Raw genomic sequence first — 22,774 nt, forward strand, 5'->3', positions numbered from 1 at the left:
TACTTTCTTGTGGTGTTAGGAATGTACGGGTGGTGCAGTGCTATGCGCCAGCCGGCCCGGCCCCGTGAACGGGCCCTCGACAGCCAGTGCGCGGTGTCCTTCGCCGCGCAGGGCCGCTTCCAGCGCCGCCGCGGCAACCGCGTCTTCGGCCAGGAAGGCGAGGGTGGGTCCGGATCCGGAGACCATGCCGGCCAGGGCCCCCAGCTGCTTCCCGCGGTGCAGCACCGCCGCGAGTTCCGGAGCCAGCTTCAGCGCGGCGTCCTGCAGGTCATTGGAAATAACGGCTGCCAGCTCCCGGGCATTCCCGGACCGCATGGCGGCGAGGACAGCCGGTTCCACGCCGTCGGGCTCCTCCGCCTGCACCTGCTGCTCCTCACGGAGCGCATCAAGCGCGCGGTACACCGCCGGTGTGGAGAGCCCTGCGTCGGAGGCAACCAGTACCCAGTGCAGCGGGGTCTTGGAAATGGCAGGGGTGAGCCGGTCCCCCACCCCCAGTCCGACGGCAATGCCGCCGAGCAGCGAAAGGAACGTCCGCGCCAAGCCCGGACGCGACGCCGGCCAGTTCCTCACGGGACAGATGCGTGTTCCAGAGGGCATCGCAGGCAACGAGGGCCGCCGCGGCGTCGGCTGATCCGCCGCCCATGCCGCCGGCGACCGGAACGCGCTTGGTGATGTGCAGGTGCACCCCGGAGGGTTGTCGGCGTAGGCGGCCAGCGCCCGCGCCGCGCGGGCGGCCAGGTTGTCCGGGCCCAGCGGAATACCGCCAACCGGCACCTGCAGGGCGCCGTCGCTCTCCACTGTGACGCTGATGCCGGGGTCTGCAGTGGCGGTGGCCGTGATCTCCTCGAACAGGGACACCGCCAGGTAAACGCTGGCGACGCCGTGGTACCCGTCCGGGCGGAGCGGGCCGACGCGCAGGGAGACGTTGATCTTTCCCGGGGCGCGGACCCGTACTGAGGCAGGTGCTGCCGCCGGGGCCGGTGCTGCCTCCGGGGCCGGTGCGGAGGACATGTTTGCTGCGCTCATACCTTCCAACTTAGAACAAGCGCCGCCCGCGCCGTTAATGCCGGGGGTGCGGGCACCGGCGCCTACAGCGATGCCGCGCCGCCCGCAGCGGCCTTGGCTTCGGCGATCCGGGCAAAGGCATGGATGTCGATGACTTCGCCGCGGGCCTTGGGATCCACGCCGGCGGCCAGCAGCGCGTTTTCGGCCTGGCCCGGGCTGCCTGCCCAGCCGGCGAGGGCCGCGCGCAGGGTCTTGCGGCGCTGGGCAAACGCCGCATCGATCACGGCGAAAACTTCTTCCTGGTTGCCGTGGTCTCCAGGGGTTCGTGCCGGGTGAAGCCGACCAGCCCGGAAGCGATTTTCGGAGCCGGCCAAAAGACGTTCATGCCGATCACGCCGGCTTTGCGCATGGTGGTGTACCACGCTGCCTTGACCGACGGCACCCCGTAGACTTTGGAACCGGGCACCGCAGCCAGCCGGTCCGCAACTTCGTCCTGAACCATCACCAGGCCGTGCTGCAGCGAGGGGAAGCGTTCCAGCAGGTGCAGCACCACGGGCACGGCCACGTTGTACGGCAGGTTGGCCACCAGCGCGGTGGGTTCCACGGGCAGCTCAGTGATGCGCATGGCATCCCCGAGGACCACGTGCAGCCGCTCCGCCTGTTCCGGCCGCCAGGAGGCAGCGGTGGCCGGCAGCCGTTCCGCCAGAACGGGATCGATTTCGACGGCGACAACGGACTTGGCCGCGTCCAGCAACCCGAGGGTCAGCGATCCCAGCCCGGGACCGACTTCGAGGACCGTCTCGTCCGGTCCGATGCCTGCCGCAGCGACGATCCGGCGGATGGTGTTGCCGTCAATCACGAAGTTCTGGCCGAGGGTCTTGGTGGGCCGAACTCCCAGCTCCTCGGCGAGGGCGCGGATGTCGGTGGCACCCAGCAGCGGTTTTACCGGCGGGCGGGAGGCAGAAGCGGATTCAGTCACTGAGTAATACTAGCCGAGCGCACCGTCCCGGACCGGGGCCGGCCTGTGCGGGCGGGCACCGGAGCGGGCCCGCGGGTGGGCCCGCGGGCGGGCCCCATGACGGGTGGCGGGAGGGCGGCGGGCAGCAGGTCAGTCGGGCCAGTTTCCCACCTTGGTCACGGCCCGGCCGGGCCATGGATTCCTCTTCATGGTGTTTCCTTTCCAGAATGGGGCCGCACCCTGCCGCCCCCGAAGTGCGGTCGGTAGCATTCTGCGCGGGGGCACTCTTCAAGTGTCCCGCGGCCCGAGATCGGCGGGAATGGCAATGGGCAGAACCTTCGGAAACCGGCTGCAGACCGTTCGCGCGGACCGCCGGCTGACACAGGCTGAACTGGGGGCCGGTGTCTTCGGCCCCCGGGACATTTCGGCTTTGGAAAAAGGACGCCGGGAACCAACCGGCGGAGCGGTCCGGCTGCTGGCGGAGCGGCTCACGGCGGTGCGGGGCTTCCCCCAGCCGCAGCCGGGAACCGACAGCCGCACGTTCCTGGCGCTTTCCGCGGCGCAGGCCTGGGATGAGCGCGATTACCCGGCCGCACGGAAGTACTCCCAGCTGGCGGCCGACGCCGCGCTCGCCGAAGACGATCCGGGGGCTGGTGGGAGCTCGCCTTCCTCTCGGCGGCCTGCCTGCGCCGGCTGCACCAGTACCCCGAGTGCATGTCGGAGGCGGAAATGCTGGCTCAGCATCCGCTGGCAGCCGAAGGACAATCGCTGCGCCCACAGGCCGAAACGCTGCTCGCCACAGCATGCCAGGGTGCCGGACGCCTGCCCGACGCGGTCCGCCATGCCCGGCGGGCCCTGGAACTGTCAGCCTCAGTCCGGCTGGACAATGCGGCACTGATTGAGGTCTACCAGGCCCTGATCGCGGCACTGTCGGAAAGCGGCCTGCAGGACGAAGCATGGGGGCACTGTCAAACCTTCCTGATCCCCCTGCTTGAAGCCACGGCGGACCGGCAGGTGGCCGGCAAGGGCTTCTGGGCAGTGGGCAACGTCGCGTTCCGGCGCGGCAGCATTACCGCAGGGGTCCGCCACCACACCCGGGCCGGTCTACTCCTGACCCCGGACGCCGACCTCGAAGTATGGGCCGCCTTCAACCGCGCCTCGGCCGCCATGCGGCTGGCCGGAGGGCTGCACGACGCCGCCACCCGGGAGTGCATGATGCACGCGGAAACTGCGCTGTCGGTGGTGGGCGGCGGCGACGAGGAGTCGCTGTCCACTCTCCACAGCCGCGGCCGGTGGCTGCAGCTGGGCGGACACCATGCGTCCGCCGTGCGGACGCTGCGGGATGTCTATAACCGCCGCGGCGCGCTTTCGCTGCAGGACACCGGCGAAGTGGCCCTGCATTTGGCCATGAGCCTCTCGGCACTGGGCCGCTGCCGCGAATCGGTGGAGTTCCTGGACAAAAGCGCCGCCGCGTTCGTTACGGCGGGCGCGCGGGACCGCGCCGGCCATGCCGGGCGGCTGGCCACGGAAGCGCGGACGGGAAACTCGGTGGAGCAACCGGACGGACCGGGACCTGATGACAGGTCCCGGTCCGTCCGGCAGCGCGGGGTGGGGTGGGGTGCTGCGGTGCTAGAGCAGGCCCAGCTTGGCGGCACATGCGGGCCAGTGCCCCCAGCCGCCGTTGGCCCGCAGTTTCTCCGCGACGGCAATCTGCTGATCCGGGGTAGCGCCCGCAGCGATCGGAGCGTACTGGCCACCGCCGGCTCCCAGCCAGCTCGAAGCACTGAACTGCAGTCCGCCGGAATAACCGTTTCCGGTGTTGATGTGCCAGTTTCCGCCCGATTCGCACTGCGCCAGCGCGGCCCAGGTTCCTCCGGACGGTGCGGCGCCGCCCGGCGACGCCGTGCCTCCCGGCGCCGAGGGAGCGGGAGCGGCAGGCTTTTTCTTGGTGCCTACGGCAATTTCTCGGCCACCGGCGCAGAGGCGACCGATTCGCTGACCAGGGTGCGGCTGGCCTCGATTCCGTCGACGAGGACAGTGTCAAACACGCGGACGATTTCACCGGGCGTGCCCTTGGCGGTGACCTTCTTCTCGCCCTCCAGCAGGTTGGGATCGGGCACTTCGGTGGTCTCGTAGGGTACGGGTTCAGTGACCGTATCCTTTTCACCGGGCTGCACGCGCGTGACCTTCAGGGCCATGCCGTCCACCAGGGCGGCGGTTCCCGGAACGGTCAGCCGGTCGGTGGCCCCAGGGTAATCCCGGCCTCGTCCAGCAGCTCGTCGACGGTTCCCGCCGTCGTCGGGCGCTCGTACGACGTGCCGTCCAGGACCATGGTGACCGTCTTGGGCGTGGAGATCGCGAGCGGATCCTCCAACCCGGTCAGTGCGGTGTCGAGCGAAGCGGAAACGGCGGAATTGGAGGAGACCCGCAGTTCGGAAACGAGGTCCGCCACGGTTTGGCCGGTGGTGCTCACCGTATGGCCTTCGCCGTCGAGCGTGACGTCCACGGTTTTTGCCGTGGAGACCTCGATGCTGGCGCCGTCGGTGATCTCGGTGTCCAAATCCGGGCTGACCCGGTCCGCTGCCGTGACCTGGATGTCCGCCTTCTGCAAGACCTCGGCGACCGTGCCGCCGAACGTCTTGACGTCACTGCTCTGGCCGTCGACCGTCAGGGACACGGACTTGTTGGTGCCCACAAAGGCCACCATCCCCAGGATGAGGGCGACCATGACAACGGCCTGCCCGGTGATTTTTACCCCGCGCCTCACGAGTGCATGTGCCACGAAATTCCAAACGTTAAGAGATTCCGGGCACGGGGATGAGGGCGCGCGGCAGCCGTTGGTCCCCGAATCGCACAGGGCGGAGCGTTGCACAGGCGTGGAACCTCAACCGCAGCCAGGCACAGGAGCATCGCCGCATCTCAGATGAAATGAGCGCGCAACTGTTCACAGGACGGTGTGTGGTTCGGTATTAGTTCCGGCGCCTTCCCCGACCCCGGCTAATAGGTCCCTACCGTAACCGAACTGTGATGTGAGGGCAACCCGGGGTTTCTGCGCCTGCTGTGACCGCTGCTACAGGGGTGTTCCGCATCACCGAGCCGAACTGCTGTCCCAGGAACCGTAGACACGCTCGGTGTTGGCCACCAGGTCAGTCCCCAGTTCGGCCAGGCCGGCCCCCAGCTGGCCGGCCATGAACCGGACCGTCAGCGGCACCATATAACTGGCGTTCGGTCGGCCGCGGAACGGATGCGGAGTCAGGAACGGCGAGTCGGTTTCCACCAGCAGCAGCCGCCGTTCCGCCACGGCGAGTGCCCCGCGGAGGTTCCCGGCATTCTTGAAGGTGAGCGTACCGGCGAACGACATGTTCCAGCCGTGCTCATTGCAGGTCCGCGCCAGCTCCGCATCCCCGGAGAAGCAGTGGAAGACAACATTCTCCGGCGGGCCCTCCTCCAGCAGGACCCGCACGACGTCGTCGTGGGCGTCCCGGTCATGGATCTGCAGGGCCAGTCCCAGCCGCTTGGCAATGTCGATGTGCCGGCGGAAGGAATACTGCTGGTGTTCGACGCCGTCCGCCCCCGTGCGGAAGTAGTCCAGGCCGGTCTCACCGATGCCCCGCACCCGCGGGTGGCGCGCCAGCTCTTCAATTTCCTCCAGCGCTGCTTCCAGGGTTCCCTCACCGGCGAGCACCGGAGCATCGTTGGGATGGATGGCCACCGCGCCGAGCAGCCGCGGTTCCCTGTCCAGGACGCTGACGGTAAAGCGGGACGATTCCAGGTCCGTGCCCACCTGCACGGCGCCGCGGACGCCGGCCGATTCGGCAGCGTCCATGGCCGCCCGGACACCTGCGGCGCCGGCTTCACCGGGGGCGAAATCGAGGTGGGTGTGGTTGTCGATCACCGGAACCGGCAGCGGTTCCGGTGCCGGGGGTAAGGTTTTCCTGAACCGGATGCAAAGTCCAGATACGCGGAAGGGATTTCGCCCGGAACATAACCACTGTCATTACACATGTCCTTAACCCTAAGTGAGCTTGTAACCTGTACAGACATAAGGCCGCTGCCGAACCGGCGGAGGCCTTACCGCGTCGCTGGCGGCTCCCGGTCCCGGGCTCCCGAGCGATCCGCCGAGGCTTGGAAGGTATCCATGGACGCTCGAACTCCAGCTGCAGCCACCGCACCGTTTTCGGGGGCCTCCCCGGGGCGGCGGCCCCCGGACAACCGGCAGCCTGGAACCGCCCGGCGGACGCACCATCCGGGGCCGAAGCCTTTCAGCAGGCAGCCTCGGGGATCCTGACGTCGATCAATACGGTGATCGACGGCAAGGAGGAAGCGGCGTCCCTGGTGCTGACCGTCCTGCTCGCCCAGGGGCACGTACTGCTGGAGGATGTGCCCGGCGTCGGAAAAACGCTCCTCGCCAAGACGCTCGCGCGGACCATCGACTGTTCCGTCACCAGGATCCAGTTCACGCCGGATCTGCTGCCCTCCGACGTCACCGGCGTGTCCATTTACAACCAGGATTCCCACCGCTTCGAATTCCGCCGGGGCCCCGTCTTTTCGAACATCGTCATCGGGGACGAAATCAACCGTGCGTCCGCCAAGACCCAGTCCGCCCTGCTGGAATGCATGGAAGAGCGGCAGGTGACCGTCGACGGCGGCACCTACCGGCTGGCCGAACCGTTCATGGTGGTGGCCACCCAGAATCCGATTGAGATGGAGGGCACGTACCCGCTGCCCGAAGCCCAGCGGGACCGGTTCATGGCCCGGATCTCCATGGGCTACCCGGACACGCGGTCTGAGATCGAGATGCTCGAATCCCACCAGTCCACGTCGCCGCTGGACAAGGTGGCCGCCGTCGTCAACGTCGGTGACATTGCCGCCATGACGGCGAGGGTCCGGGAGATCTTCGTGTCCGCCGCGGTGAAGGAATACACCGTGGCCATTGGGCAGGCGACCCGTGAACACAGCCACTTGAGGCTTGGCGCGAGCCCCGGGCGCTGCTGCAGCTGCTGCGCGCGGCCAAGGCCCATGCCGCCCTGGCGGGACGGGATTTCGTCCTGCCCGACGACATTTCACGCCTGGCCGATTCCGTCCTGGCGCACCGGCTCATCCTCGACCGCAAGGCGGCCAGCTCCGGCGACACACCCGGCGGACTGCTGGCGCACCTCCTTTCCCGGGTTCCGGTTCCCCGCAGTCCCGCCGGCGAGCGCATGCGCAGATAGTTAGGGTGCGGGTCCGGCAGTATCCAATGTGACGGCAACTCCAGCTGCGGGAAGGCTCCATGGAATCAGCAACTACCCGGCTCCTCACTCCGCGCGGCTGGGGCCTGGCCCTGGCCGGCGCGGCGGCGCTCGTCATAGCCCAGGTGATGGGCCGCCGGGACGTCCTTGTTCTCGCAGTGTTCCTGCTCGCACTGCCCCTGTTGTCCGCCCTTGCCCTGCGGCTGGTGAAGCCGGTGTTCGACGTCGAACGCACCTTCAGTTCCTCGACCGTGGAAACCGGGACGCCGGTCACGGTGACCCTGTCCCTGCGTACACCGCGCCCGGTGCGGGAGAGCGCCACCATGCGCGAAGGCCTGCCCCTGCGCTTTGGCGAAAGCCCCGTGTTCCGGTATCCGGCGCGCTTCCCCGGCCCGGCGGCGCGAGCACCTATGAATACCAGCTGCGCTCCACGCGGCGCGGGCTCTTTCCCATCGGACCGGTGACGGCGGACTTCCAGGATCTGTTTGGCCTTTCACGGCGCCAGCACACCCTGGGAGCCACCGACTCCCTCGTGGTGGCGCCCGCCCCGCGGCCCCTGCCCCGCACACTGCTGGGCGGCCCGCGCGGCACCGAGGGGTCGGTCTCGAGTCCGCGCCGCGGCAGCCCCAGCGAAGATGACGTGTCCACGCGGGAATACCGACCGGGTGATCCCATGCGGCGGGTGCACTGGGCGGCAACGGCGCGGCACGGGGAGTTAATGGTCCGGCAGGAAGAACCCGTCACCTCCCCGGCGCGGCGCTCCTGATCGATGCGCGGGAAGGATGCCATGCGGGCGGCGTCGGCTCCGCCCCGTGGCTGGAGCCGGCGGGCGGCAACGGCCTGTCCACCTCCGAGTCCTTTGAATGGGCCGTCACGGCCGCGGTCTCCGCCGCTGCGCACCTGGTGGACAACGGATACTCGCTGCACTTGCTGGACGCTTTCGCCCGGCCTGCCCTGCTTCATTCGCCCTCGGCACCGGATCCGCGGCAACGCACCTTCACCGGGCCCGCCGGCCTCCAGGACATCGCCGACGGGCTCGCGGCGCTGGGCCTCGAATCGCGCCCTCCGGAACGGGTACGGACTCCCGACAGCGGCGCCGCCGAAGGTCCGGGACGGCAGGGACGCCGGGGCCGCCGCCCCTCCGCCGGCCGGGCGGCAAACCGCAGGGACGGCAGGCCCGGCCCGTCCGGAGACAGAGCATCCGGCGCCGACCAGCCGGAGGGCGGCGGGCGGGCCTTTGGCGATGCCCTCCTGGATTCCCTGGCCCAGCGGCGCCGCGGCCCCCTGCTGGCGGTGCTGGGCCGGTTGTCCGCCGGGGAAGCACAGCGGCTGGCACCCGCCGCCGAGTATGCATCGCGGGCCTGCGCCGTCCTGGTCGTCAACCGGCTGGCCGACGCCGCTCCGGCGCTTGCGGTCCTTCGGGCCGGCGGGTGGGACGCCGCAGCGGCAACCCCGGAATCCGACCTGGCCCGAATCTGGGCGTCCTTCGGAGCTCCCGCCGTCCTGCCCGCCGCTGCATCGATCACCCGTGAGGACCGCCCATGACCGCTACGCTGACCCGGCCGCCGCTTGAGGGCCCTGCCGCTCCCCCGCCCGCAGCCCGTGCCCGGCCGCCGTGGGACTGGGCCTCCGCGGGAGCCAGCGCCGCCGCGGTGCTGCTGTGCGCTTACAGCCTGCACGGCGTCTTCGACGGCTGGGCCTGGTTTCCGCCGCTGTTCCTCACTGCCGCCGCCGTGGTCTCCGCCATGGCCGCTGCCCGCCGGTTCCGGGTCCCCACCGCCCTGGTTCCGGCCGCCGGGCTGGCTGCCCTGGCCCTGGTCCTGACCTGGCTGTTTGCGGCCTCGACGGCCCTGTTGGGGCTGCTGCCCACGGGCGCGACGCTGAACCGCAGCGGGCAGCTCATCAACGAAGCGCAGGCCACCATCATGAACCAGGTGCCTCCGGTGCTGTCCGATCCGGGAATTGTCTTCATCGCCTGTCTGGGCACCGGTCTCATTACGCTGCTGGTGGACACGCTCGCCACCACCCTGCGGATGCCTGCAGCCAGCGGACTCGGCCTGCTGGCCCTGCTCACGGTGCCGGCGGTCCTGAAGCCGGACAGCATCGGGGTGTTCCCGTTTATCCTGGCCGGCGCCGGATACCTGCTGATCCTGGCCACGGGCTCGTGGCAGGACCGTCCCCGCAGCGCACCTGCCGACCGCCGCCCGCCGGGCCGGCAATTGGGCATCGCCGCGGGAATCGGCGCCGCGGCACTCGTCGCCGCACTGGCCGTGCCCGCCGCCCTCCCGGGATTCAACCAGGGGACCTTTCCGCAGGGATCCCGGCTGAACATTTGGACCGGCCAATCCGGATTGAACCCGGTGGTCGCCCTGGGCAATGACCTTCGCCAGCCTTCGGCATCGGGCCGGATCCGCTACGCCACCGATTCGGGGCAGGCCGTCTACCTGCGCTCCACCACGCTGGAAGACTTCTCCGGCCAGCGCTGGGCACCGGATCTACGGTCGGATACGCGCCGGTCCGGCCTGGAGGACATGGTTCCGGAGGACGGGGACGGGCCGGCCGGGGGCGTGTCGACGGTCACCACCCGGGTCCGGTCCGATACCTATGCCAGTCCCTGGCTCCTGGCCCCCTATGCTCCGGTGGAGGTCAGCGGCGCTGCCGGCCGGTTCAGCTGGGATCCGAAAAACATGACCATCATTTCCGAGGCGAACAACGGCACGACGCGCCTGGATTACGAGGTGCAGAGCGCATCCCGAACCATCTCCGCCGACTCCCTGCGGGTGCTGGAACCCGCGCCGGAGGGTGCCGTTGACTCGATCTTCACCGACCTTCCGGAGGACCTGCCCGAAAGCATCCGCGAAGCGACCCGCACCGCCACCGCCCGGGCCAACGGCCCCTACGAAGAGGCCATGGCCATCCAGGCCTATCTGCGCGGCCAGGACTTCACGTATTCACTCGACGCCCCGGTGGAAGGCGGCTACGACGGAAACGGCATGGACGTCCTGGACCGTTTCCTCGAGGAAAAATCCGGCTACTGCGTCCACTACGCGGCGGCAATGGCCGTCATGGCCCGGGACGCAGGCATCCCCAGCCGGATGGCCCTGGGGTTCGCGCCCGGACGGTCCACCGGAAACACCGTGCAGAACCTGCGCGGGCAGGACCTGAGGGAGTACGAGGTGGACTCCCGGGACGCGCACGCGTGGCCGGAACTCTATTTCGAGGGCATGGGCTGGGTCCGGTTTGAGCCGACTCCGTCCCGCGGGTCCGTCCCCTCGTATGCTCTGCAGCCGCGTCCCGACATTCAGGAAACTCCCGGGCCGGACGACCTGCTCAACGTTGACCGGCCGCTGCCGGAAACCGTTCCGCAGCCCGCCGTTCCGCCGCCCGCGCCCGCCCCGTCGGCTCCGGTGGAACCGGCTGACACCGGAGTGGGACAAGCCGCAGCTGCCGGACTGGCCGTCGTCACCGCCGCGGCTGCACTGCTGAGCCCGTGGGCGCTGCGGGTCCGCCGCCGCCGTCTCCGCCGGCGCGGAGTGGCCGGCCACGGCCGGCCTCCAAGCGGTGCCGGAGGAACGGCGGGTCCCAACCGGCCGCCCTCCGGGCCTGCTTCCCTGGCCTGGGATGAGGCCGCCGACACCGGCCTGGACTTTGGCCATGTACCGGCGAAATCCGAGTCACCCCGGGCCTACGCCGCGCGCCTGGCGGACGATGCCCGGCTGGCGGACGGTCCTTCGCTCGCCCTGGAGCGGCTCCGGGAGGCCTATGAGCAGGAGGTCTACGCAGCACCGGGCGCCGTCCGGGGTGCCCCCGGACCCGGGCGGGGGCTTGAGCCCGGGCCTGGAACCGGCGGTGCGGCGGATGACCGGGCCGGCCGGCTCTGGGCCGATGTCACGGCGGTGCAGGACGGCCTCGCCGCCTCAGCATCGTGGACCGCCCGGCTTCGGGCACGGTACTTCCCGGCGTCGCTGGCATCCCGGTTCCGCCGCTAGGCAGGCCCCGGGCCGTCGCACGGTCCGGAGCGGCCGCACCTAGCCGTCGGACGGATCGGCAATGCCGACGTACTGCGTGTAGAGGTATTCCTCGATCCCTTCGGCTCCGCCTTCGCGGCCCAGTCCGGACTGCTTGACGCCGCCGAAGGGTGCTGCGGCGTTGGACACGACCCCGGCATTCAGGCCGAGCATGCCGGTTTCCAGCTTTTCGCCGATCCGCAGACCGCGGTTCAGGTCCTCGGTGAAAACGTAGGCGACGAGTCCGTATTCGGTGTTGTTGGCCAGAGCCACGGCTTCGTCCTCCGTGGCGAAGGTGACGACCGGGGCCACGGGGCCGAAGATTTCCTCCTGGAGGATCCGGGCGTCCGCGGCGACGTCCTTGAGCACGGTCGGCTGGTAAAAGTACCCCGGTCCATCGACCGGCGCGCCGCCCACAACAGCCACGGCGCCGCCGTCGACCGCGTCCACGACCAGCGAGTGCACCTTGTCCCGGCTCTTGGCGTCGATGAGCGGGCCAATTGTGGATTCGTCCTCGGTGCCCCGGGCGGTGGTCATGGCGCCGACTTTGGCAGCGAACTTTTCCGCAAACTCGTCCGCCACTGATTCATGCACGATGAACCGGTTTGCCGCGGTGCAGGCCTCGCCCATGTTCCGCAGCTTGGCGGCCATCGCACCGGTGACTGCCTTGTCAATGTCGGCGTCTTCGAAGACCACGAACGGGGCGTTGCCGCCGAGTTCCATCGAGGTGCGCAGCACCCGGTCAGCGGCGTCGCGGATAAGGCTCTGACCCACCGGAGTGGAGCCGGTGAAGGAAACCTTGCGCAGCCGCTCGTCCTTCATGATCGGTCCGGTGACATCGCCGGCCGAGGTGGTCGACACCACGTTCAGGACTCCGGCGGGCAGCCCGGCCTCGACCATCACCGCAGCGAAAAGCTGTGAGGTCAGCGGGGTGAGTTTGGCGGGTTTGAGCACCATGGTGCAGCCGGCGGCAACGGCGGGGGCGATCTTGCGCGTGGCCATGGCCAGCGGGAAGTTCCACGGCGTGATCAGCAGGCAGGGACCCACCGGCTTTTTGTTCACCATCAGGCGGGACTTGCCGTCCGGGGACATGCCGTAGCGGCCGGAGACGCGGACTGCTTCCTCGGAGAACCAGCGCAGGAATTCGGCGCCGTAGGCGACCTCGCCGCGGGCTTCGGCCAGCGGTTTGCCCATCTCGAGGGTCATCAGCAGCGCAAAGTCCTCGGCCCGCTCGGTGACCAGCTCAAAGGCCCGGCGCAGGATCTCCCCGCGCTCCCGCGGGGCTGTCCTGGCCCACGCGTCCTGCGCGGCGGCGGCGGCATCCATCGCGAGGGCGCCGTCGGCGGCTGTGGCGTCGGCGATGCTCAGCAGGACTTTTCCGGTGGCCGGGTCTTCCACGTCAAAGGTTTTTCCGCCCTCCGCGTCCCGCCATTCACCATTGATCAGCAGTCCGGTGGGCACCTGGGCCAGCAGGGCGGCTTCTCGGTCAGCAGTTATATCCATGGGGATGCCTCCAAAACTTTACGGTCGTTACCCGGGCGCCTCGCCCGTCATCTGAACTTCACCGTATGCGCGCCCGCTTGCGGGTGTAAAGACTGAAGTGCACCACACGCCGATGCCTCGGTTGTGCAGTTGGCCAAAGCGGCGCGGACGGCGGCGCACCGGCTCCAGCCGGCCCGGGTCAACCGGCCCGGGGCAGCGGCCCGGGTCAACCGGCCCGGGGCAGCGGCCCGGGTCAACCGGCCCGGGGCAGCGGCCCGGGTCAACCGCAGGTCAGCCGCGGGCCGCCAGGACGGCCGCGTAGAGTTCCCGCTTGCTGATGCGCGCGTCTTCGGCCACGGCGGCGACGGCGTCCTTGAGCCGTGACCCCTGGCTGATCAGGCCGTTGACGGCGGCCACATGGTCCTCGGGCTGCTCGGGCGCGGCCTCTCCGGCGCCGGCGACCACCACGGCGATTTCCCCGCGGATCTCGGAGGCCTCGGCCCATTCCAGCAGTTCACGCAGCGGGCCCCGCAGCACCTGCTCGTGCAGCTTGGTCAGCTCGCGGGCGACGGCGGCACGGCGGTCGCCGCCGAACGCGGTGTCGAGCGCGCGCAGCATCGGTTCCAGCCGGTGCGGTGCTTCGAAGAACACCATGGTGCGCTGCTCGGAGACAAGCTCCGCCAGCCGGGCGCTGCGCTCTCCGGCCTTCCGGGGCAGGAACCCCTCAAAGCAGAACCGGTCGGTGGGCAGGCCGGACAGGGCCAGGGCGGTCAGGACAGCGGACGGGCCCGGCGCCGCCGTGACGGTCAGGCCTTCCTTCGCGGCGGCCTCCACGAGCCGGAAGCCGGGATCGGACACCGCGGGCATGCCGGCGTCGGTCACCATCAGCAGGGTGGCACCTCCGCGCACCATGTCCAGCAGATCCGCGGTGCGGCTTGCCTCGTTGTGCTCGTGGTAGCTGATAATCCGGCCCGTGGTGGAGATCTGCAGCGCCGAAACGAGCCGGTGCAGCCGCCGGGTGTCCTCGGCCGCGATCACGTCGGCGGTTTCCAGCAGCCCGATCAGCCGGTTGGTGGCATCGCCCATATTGCCGATGGGCGTAGCCGCCAGGACTATCTGCCCTGCCGCGGCGCCGGTGCTGCCGCCGTCGTTCCGGGTGTTCTGGGGAGTACCGGGACCGGTCGTCTTCTTGCTGGAATTCACCATCTAACCCTACGCGAGTTGGGGGCGGGGAACGTCCGGGAGCCGCTATAGAGTGGAGCGCGTGAGCCTGACCGTGAGCGAAACCCCAGCCCCCGGCCCGGCGCCGCTTGTCCAGGACCCCCGTGAAGCGTACCGCTTCACCGTGCTGCGGAACCGGCTGCTGGGATGGGCGCCGGGCACCACCTTCACCCTTGGTCTCTGGGGCTGGGTCCTCCCCTGCTGGCGGCCGCCGTGGGCGGTGTGCTGCGCTTTGTCCGGCTGTCGGAGCCGCGGTCCCTGGTTTTCGACGAGACCTACTACGTCAAGGATGCCTACTCGTTCCTGGTATCCGGGTATGAGCGCGAGTGGCCCGAAGACGCCAACGCCTCGTTCAACGCGGGGAACCCCGACATCCTGCTGTCGACGCCGGAATATGTGGTGCATCCCCCTGTCGGCAAATGGATGATTGCGGCGGGGATGGCGCTGTTCGGCGCGGACAACAGCTTTGGCTGGCGGTTTGGCGCTGCGGCCACCGGAACCCTGACGGTCCTGCTGGTGGGCCTGATCGCCGTCCGGCTGTTCCGCTCTCCGCTGCTGGGTGGAGTTGCCGGGCTGCTGCTGGCCGTCGACGGACACCATCTCGTGCACTCACGCACGTCGCTGCTGGATGTCTTCCTGGCCTTCTGGATCGTGGCCGCGTTTGGTGCGCTCCTGCTTGACCGAGACGACGGACGGCGCCGCCTGGCCCGCAGGCTCTCCGCCGGGGCCGGCGGCGGACCGCCGGCGGCGGGAGCCCTGGTGTTCGGTCCCTGGCTGCTGTGGCGTCCCTGGCGTCTGGTGGCCGGAGTATGCCTGGGCCTGGCCGTTGGCACCAAGTGGTCGGCACTGGCGTTTGTCGCGGTGTTCGGCCTGATGACCGTGCTCTGGGACGTCGGCGCGCGCCGGGTGGCCGGCATCAGCGCCTGGCCCACCGCCGGGCTGCTTAAGGACGGGGTGCCTGCCTTCTTCACGGTCATTCCCGCGGCGGCACTGGCCTATCTGGGGTCCTGGTCGGGCTGGCTCCGGTCCGCCGACTCCTACGGGCGGAACTGGGCGCAGGACAACCCGTCGCAGGAGTGGGGCTGGCTGCCGGACTGGCTTCGTTCCCTGGCGGAATACCACCGCAGCGCCTACACCTTCCACAACGGCCTCAGCTCCGACCACACCTACGAAGCCAGCGCCTGGACCTGGCTCTTCATGGGCCGGCCGACGTCGTTCTTCTACGAATCCTCTCCGTTGGGCGTTGACGGCTGCACGGCTGAATCGTGCAGCACCGCCGTGACCGTCCTGGGCAATCCCCTGATCTGGTGGGCGGCTGCTCTGTCACTGCTGGTCCTGCTGTTCGCCTGGATTGGCCGCCGCGACTGGCGGGCCGGAGCCGTCCTGGCGGGCGTCGCCGCCGGTTATCTCCCCTGGTTCGCGTATCCGGAACGCACCACGTTCTTCTTCTACGCCGTGTCCTTTGAACCGTTCCTGATCCTCGCCCTGACCTGGGTGCTGGGACTCGTTCTGGGCCGGCGCACCGATTCCCTCCCCCGCCGGCGGGCCGGTGCGGCGGCCGTCGCGGTCTTCCTCCTGGCGGCCGTCCTGGTAAGCGCATTCTTCCTGCCGGTCTGGACGGCCGAAACTATCCCGTATTCTGACTGGCGGCTGCGTATGTGGATGCCCAGCTGGATTTAGTCTCCATACCCATGTGCGCAGGCACAGAAAGAGAGGCCAACGGTGCGCGAATCCGCCACTGATTTGCTGGTCCATCTCGCCGCAGAGTCGAACATCACCGACATCCTGGTGGGACTGCATGCGAAGACCCCCAACCATTCCCTGTTCTCGCTGAAGAGCGACGGCGGATGGAAAGACGTCAGCGCCCATGACTTCCTGGCTTCGGTCAGCGAACTGGCCAAGGGGCTGATCGCATCCGGCGTACGCCCCGGCGACAGCGTCGCTGTCATGTCCCGGACCTGCTACGAATGGACCTTGGTGGATCTGGCCGTTTGGTTCGCCGGCGCCGTCACGGTTCCGATCTATGAAACGTCCTCCGCCTCCCAGGTGGAGTGGATCCTGGAAGACTCCGGCGCCACCCATGTCTTCGCCGAGGATGCCCGCAAAGCCGCGGTCGTTACGGCGGCCGCGGCCGGCGCTGACCTGGATCTCCAGCTGTGGCTCATGAACGGCGACGACGCCGAAGGTGCCTTCCGTGAGCTGGTTGCCGCCGGTTCCGCGGTTGACGATGACCGGCTCGAGGCGGCACGGACCGCGGCCACGCTGGAGTCCGTGGCATCCATGGTCTATACCTCCGGGACCACGGGACGGCCCAAGGGCTGCGAGATCACGCACGGCAACTTTGCCCTGTTTGGCGTCAACATCATTGAGTTCCTGCCGGAAATGCTCAAGGAGAAGGACGTCAGCACGCTGATGTTCCTGCCGCTGGCGCATGTCCTCGCCCGGGCGGTGCAGGTCGGCTGCCTGGCCGCGGGGGTGCGCGTTGGCCATTCCGGCAGCGCCGCGGACCTGATGGGTGACCTGAAATCCTTCCAGCCCACGTTCCTGCTCGCCGTACCGCGGATCTTCGAGAAGATCTACGCCGGGGCGCAGCAGTCCGCCGAGGCCGCCGGCAAGGGCAAGCTGTTTGCGGCGGCAGCAGAGACCGCGGTGGCCTACTCCACCGCCGTCGACGCCGCATCCCGCGGGGGCAGGGGCCCGTCGGCAGCGCTGAAGCTGCGGCACAAGCTCTTCGACAAGGTGCTGTATCCCAAGGTGCGCAACGTTTTTGGCGGCAAGCTGACCTACGCCATCAGCGGGGCGTCCGCGCTGAGCCCGCAGCTTTCGCACTTCTTCCGCGGCGCCGGCGTGATGGTGCTGGAAGGCTACGGCCTCACCGAGACCACGGCGCCCGCCACTGTGAACACCGTTCCGCTGTCCCGCGCGGGGTCGGTGGGCCTGGCCCTGCCCGGCACCGCCATCCGGATTGCCGACGACGGCGAGGTGCTGATCAGCGGCGCCGGCGTCTTCAAGGGCTACCACAACAATCCTGAGGCCAACGCTGCCGCCTTCACGGGCGAATGGTTCCATTCCGGCGATATGGGTTCGCTGGACGACGACGGCTTCCTGACGATCACGGGCCGGAAAAAGGACATCCTGGTTACGGCCGGCGGCAAGAACGTTGCCCCCGGTCCACTGGAGGAGAAGATCCGGGAGCACCGGCTGGTGTCCCAGGCCATCGTTGTCGGCGAAGGGCGGCCGTTCGTGACGGCCCTGCTGACCCTCGACGACGAGACCCTGGCCGCATGGGCCCGCGAGAACGGTTCGGCGGTCACCACGCGAACGGCGGCGGACGACCCGGCGGTCCGGGCCACCCTGCAGGCGGCCGTGGATGCCGCGAATGCCACGGTGTCCCAGGCGGAACAAATCCGGAAGTTCACGGTGCTGCCGCAGGACTTCTCACTGGAATCCGGCCACCTGACGGCCACGCTGAAACTGCGCCGCAACGCCGTGATCGCCGACTACTCCGCCGAGGTGGAAAAGCTCTACACGAAGTAGCGCTGCGGCCTGCGAAAAGGAAACTGCACGTCTCCGGCCGGAGACGTGCAGTTTCTTTTTGTTGGTGCAGATTTTGCGGGTGCCAGCGGGACCGGTGCCCTCAGGCAGCCGGTTTTCGGCTAGACGGCTTCGAGCGAGTCGAGGTACCGGCGGCGGGCTGCTTCCTGCTTGGCGCGGGCGCGCTCCTCCGGGCCTTGGTCGGCCATGCGCAGATCAGCACGACGAGGCAGACGAGAAGCACCAGACCGGCGATGGCGATGCCGGCGTCCATCCAGAACTGGGCCGGGAAGAGCCGGATCAGAGTGTCATCCATCCGGAACGTCCAGTTGCCGTTGGCGAAGAAGATCGTGTGCACCTGGGTAAAGAAGCTCTCCCAGCCCAGTACGGCCGTGACGATCAGGGCACCCACGAGCACCAGGGTCAGCACCGCGCCGGAGAAGAGCGCCCGGCGGATACCTCCGGGACTGCGCTTGGCCAAGTACACACAGGCCAGCACGCTCAGCAGCGCCATGGCCAGCGCGGACACAAAGGCGATGGTCAGGACCGTCTTCACGTCAGCCATATGGCTGACTTCGCTCTCCAGATACAGCGGCTCTCCGCCGCTGGTGACCAGATCTCCCAAGTAGCGGGCGCCGGAAAAGTTCAGCAGGTAATCCACCGCGTACGAACCGTAGGTCATACGGTCATCGGTGGAGAAGCCGTAGCTGTCAGCCGGGAAACCCGGACGGTGGTACTCAATCCACAGGAACAGGGGGTCGCCACGGCCCGGATTGCTGCCGCGAGCAGCATTACCGGGAAGAACACCGCAACCATCACCTGCAGGATGCGGGCCAGGACCGGCTTTGGCGCACCGGCCCGTTCCCGCTCCTCGGCCCGGCGGCGGGCTTCCTCCTCGGAAATCTCGTCATCGGCGTCACGATCAGTGGAACTGTCCCCGCCGGCCGGATCCGCGCCAGCGGAGCCCTTCCCGCGCGGAGAGTCAGCCGACGGCGCGGTGCCGGCGGCCGCACTCATTTGAGTGGTTTGCGGCGAAACAGCCGTTGCGCCGGATGCTGTTGCGCCGGAAACGGCGGCTGCGCCGGCGGCCGCCGGTGCTGTGCCGTTTCCGCCCGAGGTGCCGGCGTCCGGACTTCCGCTGTCCGGAGTTCCGGTATGCGGAGCCTTGCTGTCCGGAGTTCCGCTGTCCGGAGTTCCGGCGGCAGCATCGGCTCCGGCGCCGGCCGTTGCTACGGCCGGGGGCGTCCGCGCAGGCCCGGAGCCCTCAGCGGCATGGTTGCCCGACGGCGGCAGGACGGCATCTATGGACCCTGCCTGCTTCAGTTCCTCGTCGGAGAGTTCGCCGTAGCCGCTCAGATCGGGCAGGGTGCTGGCGCGCCGCATCGGCAGGCTGCTGCGCTGAGCCAGGGAGGGGTGTCCTCCCGGTACGACGTCGTCACCGGCATCCGCTGCAACACCGCGGGCTGCTGAGGCGCCCGTTCCCGAAGTGCCCGTTCCTGAGGCGCCCGTTGCCGAGCCCGACGGGGCTCCTGCGGCGTCGGCGAAGGCGGCGTCCCAGTCATCGTGGTCGAGGCCGTCGTCGGCGGCACCGGTCTTGGCATCGCCGGCAGCGGCGCCGGGTGTTGCCGTGCCGCCGGGTGCTGCCGTGCCTTCCGCAGGCGCGGTGGCCGCCGCGGTTCCCGCAGCCCCGGTTCCCGCAGCGTGGTCGCCGCTGACAATGGTTTCGCTGGCGTCGCTAAGGCCGTCACCGGCACCCGGTTCGTTCCGGTTCCGGCCGGTCTCCACGGAGTCTTTGGGTGTCGGTTTTTGGTGGGGGGTATCGTCCTGGCTTGCCACTACTTCCTCTTTCACTTCCCTGGCCTGTCAGTACGGCCTGTTTGCGGATTCCGGTGGGCTTTCGGGCTCCATCCTCCTTCGACCCTACCGGGAGAGCGCAGCGGGAAACGGCAGCCACCCCGAACCAGCCCCAAGTCGCCGCGACCGTTACCCTTTTGTCGCCGCAGCAGCCCCGCCCGCGGCGGCAGGTAATCAGCAAGTCAGGCGGTCAGGCGGTCCGCAGCACGTCGGCGCTGTCCCGCCGGGACAGGTCGCCGCGGTGCCCGGCCCGGTAGGCGCGGCTGCCCAGAACGAGCGTGTAGACCCAGTAGGCGCAGAAAAGCGCGGCACCAATCGCGAGCCGCAGCCAGGCGGGCAGGGGCGAGGGGGTCACAAAGCCCTCCACGAGCCCGGACAGGAACAGTACGATCACCAGTCCCAGGGCAACGGTGAACAGTGACCGGCCCTCGGCGGCAACCGCTGCGGACCGGGTCTGCCGGCCGGGGGCCACCCAGGCCCAAAAGATCCGCAGCCCGGCTGCCACGGCAATAAACACGGCTGTCAGTTCCATCAGGCCGTGCGGCAGGATGTAGGTAAAAAAGACATCCAGCTGACCGTACACGGCCATGGTTCCGCCGGCGATCCCCACATTCACCGCATTTTGATACAGAATGAACGGGCCCCAAATCCCGGTGATTCCGAACGCAACGGCCTGCAGTGCGATCCAGGCGTTGTTGGTCCATACCTGTCCGGCAAAGGAGGCGGCCGGGTTCTCCGAATAATAGGAGACAAAGTCCTGCTCCACATACTGCTGGATTTGGGTGTCCGATCCCAGTGCCGCAGAGATGACCGCGGGCGTGGACGCCGCCCACATGCCGGCGAGCCAGGCCGTCAGGATGAAGGCTGCACCCACGGCCAGCGTCAGCCAGCGGACCCGGTAAAAACCGGCCGGCAGCGCGTAGACGAAAAAGGACACCAGATCCTCGAGGAAGTTCGAGCGGGCGCCGGTAAAGCGGGTCCGGGCCCGGGACAGCCGCATGGACAGTGCCGCGGACAGCGCGCCTTCGGGCGCCACCGACCGGATGGTGGACAGATGAGCTGAGGTACGCCGGTACAGGCGGAGCAGTTCGTCAGCTTCCTCGCCGCTGAGCCGGCGCTGCGCCGAGAGTTCGTCCACGCGCTGCCAGTCCGGGGCGTGCACTGCGCTAAAGGCATCCATATCCACGGTTACACACTAACGCTGGGTACAGTGGAGTTCCCACCACGAATTGCCGCCGGGAGGAGCACGGGTGAGTTCGATTGTCACCGGAGAGGCCGTTGTCCTGGAGCTGCGCCCGGCGTCGTTCGCGGCACGCGCCGTCAGCTCCATCATCGACGTAACCGCCCAGCTGGTGGTGTTGTTCGGGCTGCTGGTGCTGTTCGGGCAGACGCTGGGCGAGTCGGTGGATCCGGCGCTCGGCACCGCACTTATTCTGACGATCGTGGTCCTGGTTATGGTCGGAGCACCGGTGGCGGTGGAAACCCTGACCCGCGGCAAGTCCCTGGGCCGGCTCGCGATGGGCCTGCGGATTGTGCGCGACGACGGCGGTGCGGTGCGCTTCCGCCACTGCCTCATCCGCGGCATGACGGCCATCCTGGAGATTTACCTGTCCTTCGGCTCCCTGGCCTTCATCGTTGCCCTGTTCAATGAAAAGTCCAAACGCCTCGGGGACGCCATGGCCGGGACCTACGCCCTCCGGGAACGCATTTCAGCACCTCCGGCTCCGCAGGTCATTGTGCCGCCGCCGCTGCGGACGTGGGCCGGGCTGGCCGACCTGGGCCGGCTGCCGGACGCCCTGTCCCGCCGCGTCACGCGCTTCCTGACCCAGAGCGCACGGCTGTCGCCGCAGTCGCGCAGCACCCTTGCCGCCGGGCTGGCCGCCGAGGTTTCGGCCTTCGTGTCACCCCAGCCGCCGGCTGGAACGTTGCCGGAGGATTTCCTCTGCGCCGTGACCGCCGAACGCCGGGACCGCGACTATGCGGCTCTGTCCCGGCAGCGGGACCGTACCGAACAGCTGGGCCGGAGGCTGCACCGGCTGCCGTTCAGCCGGTAACCGGCTACTGCTTGGGCTGGCTGACCCACTGCTCCCAGGGCAGGTTCCAGTCTCCGAAGCCGTCCCAGACATACATCGGCCCGTAGCCGGTGTTGAGCACCTGCACGACGTCGCCGGCGTCGAAGTTGTCGTAGATGTATTTCGCACCCTCCGGGCTCATGCCGATGCAGCCGTGCGACACATTGGCGACGCCGAGCACCGGCTGAGCGGACGGCAGGGCCTCGTGGATGAAGGCTCCGCCGTTGGAGATCCGGGAGGCGTTCTTGGCGTCCACGGGTTCGTAATAGTGTTCGTCGCCGGGTTTCAGCCCCAGCGACTCCGCCCGGAAGGGAATGCTCTGATGCTGGTCCATGATCACGTGGTAGCCGATCGTGGAGGGCCAGTCCTGGGTGCCCAGCGTGACCGGGAAGGTCCGGGTGAGCACGCCGTCGATGTAGACGCGCATCATCTTGTCCGCATTGTCGACGACGGCCAGCCGGTTGTTGTGGGTCGTGAAGGATGCGGTGTCGTTGAAGTTACCGATCATTCCGTTGCCGAAATCCACCCCGAAGAGCTGCATGTCGACGGTGATGGTGCTTTGCGGCGCCCAGAATTCCTCGGCCCGGTAGCGGACCTGGGTGTCGCTGATCCAGTAGAAGGCCCCCACCTGCCCGGAAGTGGAAGTGACGGTGATGGCGGCTTCGACGTCAGCCTTGTTCAGCACCGGTTCGCTGAACCGCAGTTCGATCGGCTGCCCGGTGCCCACCGTCGATCCGGACGCCGGATACATCACGGCGTTGGCCTCATTGGGCGGCGTAACCGTGGTGAACCTGCTGGTCCCGGCAGTCGTTTCACCGTTGGCATCGGCCAGCGTGTAGGTCAGTTGATACGGCGTGTTGAAGGCCAGCGGGGCCGACGCCGTCCATACGGTTCCATCGGCGCTGACCTCGCCCGGAACAGGCTCGCCGCCGGCCTCGGGCGCCAGTTTGGCTGATTTCACCGTCCCCTGCTGCACGGTGAGCACGGGAAGGGACGCCGGGTTCACTTCCACCGCGTCAGCTTCCGGGGTCACCACGGCAACAGGTTTGGGCACATCCGGTTTTGATTCCGGGGACTTTGAGGCTGCGGCAGGCGCATTTGATCCGGAGCCTGTGGCCTCTCCGGCAACCACCGAACACGAGGTGAGGGCAGTGCCTCCGCCCAGTAGGATCGTTCCTGCCAGCACAGGACCAATGATCCAGCCCTTGCGCCTTTTTGTGTCCTGTGCCATGACTGCTAACCAATGCTTCCCGGTGCTCTCGACAGATGTTGGAGCGACCATAGCCCCCCCAGCGTCAGTTTACGGTACGGCTCCTGCAAAAGATGCCACATCGTTGCCTGTGCGCGCTCCGGCCGCGTTGCGGTCCGGACCGCCAAAGGGACGGCGCCCCTGCGGGGCGCCGTCCCTTG

16 protein-coding genes and 3 pseudogenes are annotated in these 22,774 nt (G+C 68.6%); 8 read left to right on the forward strand and 11 right to left on the reverse strand.

Annotated elements, in window-relative coordinates:
* Positions 1-15: 15 nt before the first annotated feature.
* The 5 genes and pseudogenes from OL239_RS15105 to OL239_RS15130 all read right to left on the reverse strand — a co-directional run bounded on the left by OL239_RS15105 (position 16) and on the right by OL239_RS15130 (position 5,909).
* Positions 16-1,011: pseudogene (locus tag OL239_RS15105) on the reverse strand (4-(cytidine 5'-diphospho)-2-C-methyl-D-erythritol kinase).
* A 77-nt stretch (positions 1,012-1,088) separates the two neighbouring features.
* Positions 1,089-1,984: pseudogene (gene rsmA / locus OL239_RS15110) on the reverse strand (16S rRNA (adenine(1518)-N(6)/adenine(1519)-N(6))-dimethyltransferase RsmA).
* Positions 1,985-3,915: 1,931 nt separating this feature from the next.
* Positions 3,916-4,161 carry a G5 domain-containing protein gene (locus OL239_RS15120; RefSeq protein WP_268909599.1) on the reverse strand — a complete coding sequence of 82 codons (246 nt, stop codon included), beginning with the start codon at positions 4,159-4,161 and terminating at the stop codon, positions 3,916-3,918.
* A gap of 32 nt (positions 4,162-4,193) precedes the next feature.
* Complete coding sequence (locus OL239_RS15125; RefSeq protein ID WP_268909600.1) at positions 4,194-4,691, reverse strand: ubiquitin-like domain-containing protein; 498 nt, start codon at positions 4,689-4,691, stop codon at positions 4,194-4,196.
* A gap of 360 nt (positions 4,692-5,051) precedes the next feature.
* Positions 5,052-5,909, reverse strand: a complete 858-nt coding sequence (locus tag OL239_RS15130; RefSeq protein ID WP_268911786.1) for a TatD family hydrolase — start codon at positions 5,907-5,909, stop codon at positions 5,052-5,054.
* A gap of 188 nt (positions 5,910-6,097) precedes the next feature.
* On the opposite strand from OL239_RS15130, the pseudogene OL239_RS15135 reads away from it, so the two are divergent.
* The 5 genes and pseudogenes from OL239_RS15135 (at position 6,098) to OL239_RS15155 (ending at position 11,183) form a co-directional block, all read left to right on the forward strand.
* Positions 6,098-7,176, forward strand: a pseudogene (locus OL239_RS15135) (AAA family ATPase).
* A gap of 59 nt (positions 7,177-7,235) precedes the next feature.
* The gene (locus OL239_RS15140; RefSeq protein ID WP_268909601.1) at positions 7,236-7,658 is read left to right on the forward strand and encodes a hypothetical protein; all 423 of its coding nucleotides are present in this window, start codon (positions 7,236-7,238) and stop codon (positions 7,656-7,658) included.
* Entirely contained in the window at positions 7,655-7,960 is a 306-nt protein-coding gene (locus OL239_RS15145; protein WP_268909602.1) for a DUF58 domain-containing protein, read from the forward strand. Before OL239_RS15140 ends, OL239_RS15145 begins: the two co-directional genes overlap by 4 nt.
* A gap of 137 nt (positions 7,961-8,097) precedes the next feature.
* A complete protein-coding gene (locus tag OL239_RS15150; RefSeq protein ID WP_268909603.1) occupies positions 8,098-8,739 on the forward strand; it encodes a hypothetical protein in 642 nt (213 codons plus the stop codon).
* Entirely contained in the window at positions 8,736-11,183 is a 2,448-nt protein-coding gene (locus OL239_RS15155) for a transglutaminase family protein (protein WP_268909604.1), read from the forward strand. Before OL239_RS15150 ends, OL239_RS15155 begins: the two co-directional genes overlap by 4 nt.
* A 39-nt stretch (positions 11,184-11,222) precedes the next feature.
* On the opposite strand, the gene OL239_RS15160 is transcribed toward OL239_RS15155, so the two are convergent.
* Both OL239_RS15160 and rsmI read right to left on the reverse strand, forming a co-directional pair.
* Entirely contained in the window at positions 11,223-12,704 is a 1,482-nt protein-coding gene (locus tag OL239_RS15160) for an NAD-dependent succinate-semialdehyde dehydrogenase (protein WP_268909605.1), read from the reverse strand.
* Positions 12,705-12,974: 270 nt separating this feature from the next.
* Positions 12,975-13,889: a 16S rRNA (cytidine(1402)-2'-O)-methyltransferase gene (gene rsmI, locus OL239_RS15165; protein ID WP_268909606.1), complete on the reverse strand. Its 915-nt coding sequence runs from the start codon at positions 13,887-13,889 to the stop codon at positions 12,975-12,977.
* A gap of 162 nt (positions 13,890-14,051) precedes the next feature.
* Here rsmI and OL239_RS15170 point away from each other — a divergent pair, with 162 nt between their 5' ends.
* Positions 14,052-15,584 carry a dolichyl-phosphate-mannose--protein mannosyltransferase gene (locus OL239_RS15170; protein WP_442864156.1) on the forward strand — a complete coding sequence of 511 codons (1,533 nt, stop codon included), beginning with the start codon at positions 14,052-14,054 and terminating at the stop codon, positions 15,582-15,584.
* 42 nt (positions 15,585-15,626) lie between these two features.
* Positions 15,627-17,441: an AMP-dependent synthetase/ligase gene (locus OL239_RS15175; protein ID WP_268909607.1), complete on the forward strand. Its 1,815-nt coding sequence runs from the start codon at positions 15,627-15,629 to the stop codon at positions 17,439-17,441.
* Positions 17,442-17,541: 100 nt separating this feature from the next.
* Here OL239_RS15175 and OL239_RS15180 read toward each other — a convergent pair whose 3' ends face one another.
* From OL239_RS15180 to OL239_RS15190, 3 genes are all read right to left on the reverse strand, one after another.
* Entirely contained in the window at positions 17,542-18,192 is a 651-nt protein-coding gene (locus OL239_RS15180; protein ID WP_329609419.1) for a TIGR01906 family membrane protein, read from the reverse strand.
* Positions 18,117-19,274, reverse strand: coding sequence for a hypothetical protein (locus OL239_RS15185; RefSeq protein WP_268909608.1), 1,158 nt, complete (start codon positions 19,272-19,274; stop codon positions 18,117-18,119). Before OL239_RS15185 ends, OL239_RS15180 begins: the two co-directional genes overlap by 76 nt.
* Positions 19,275-19,482: 208 nt before the next feature.
* Entirely contained in the window at positions 19,483-20,478 is a 996-nt protein-coding gene (locus OL239_RS15190; RefSeq protein WP_268909609.1) for a stage II sporulation protein M, read from the reverse strand.
* A 64-nt stretch (positions 20,479-20,542) separates the two neighbouring features.
* Between OL239_RS15190 and OL239_RS15195 the strand changes: the two genes are divergently transcribed.
* Positions 20,543-21,346: an RDD family protein gene (locus OL239_RS15195; RefSeq protein ID WP_268909610.1), complete on the forward strand. Its 804-nt coding sequence runs from the start codon at positions 20,543-20,545 to the stop codon at positions 21,344-21,346.
* A 4-nt stretch (positions 21,347-21,350) separates the two neighbouring features.
* Here the strand turns inward: OL239_RS15195 and OL239_RS15200 are convergent, their stop codons facing one another.
* The gene (locus tag OL239_RS15200; RefSeq protein ID WP_268909611.1) at positions 21,351-22,595 is read right to left on the reverse strand and encodes a L,D-transpeptidase; all 1,245 of its coding nucleotides are present in this window, start codon (positions 22,593-22,595) and stop codon (positions 21,351-21,353) included.
* Positions 22,596-22,774: the final 179 nt, after the last annotated feature.

This window comes from Arthrobacter sp. ATA002, from assembly GCF_026898095.1.
Lineage (GTDB): Bacteria > Actinomycetota > Actinomycetes > Actinomycetales > Micrococcaceae > Arthrobacter_B.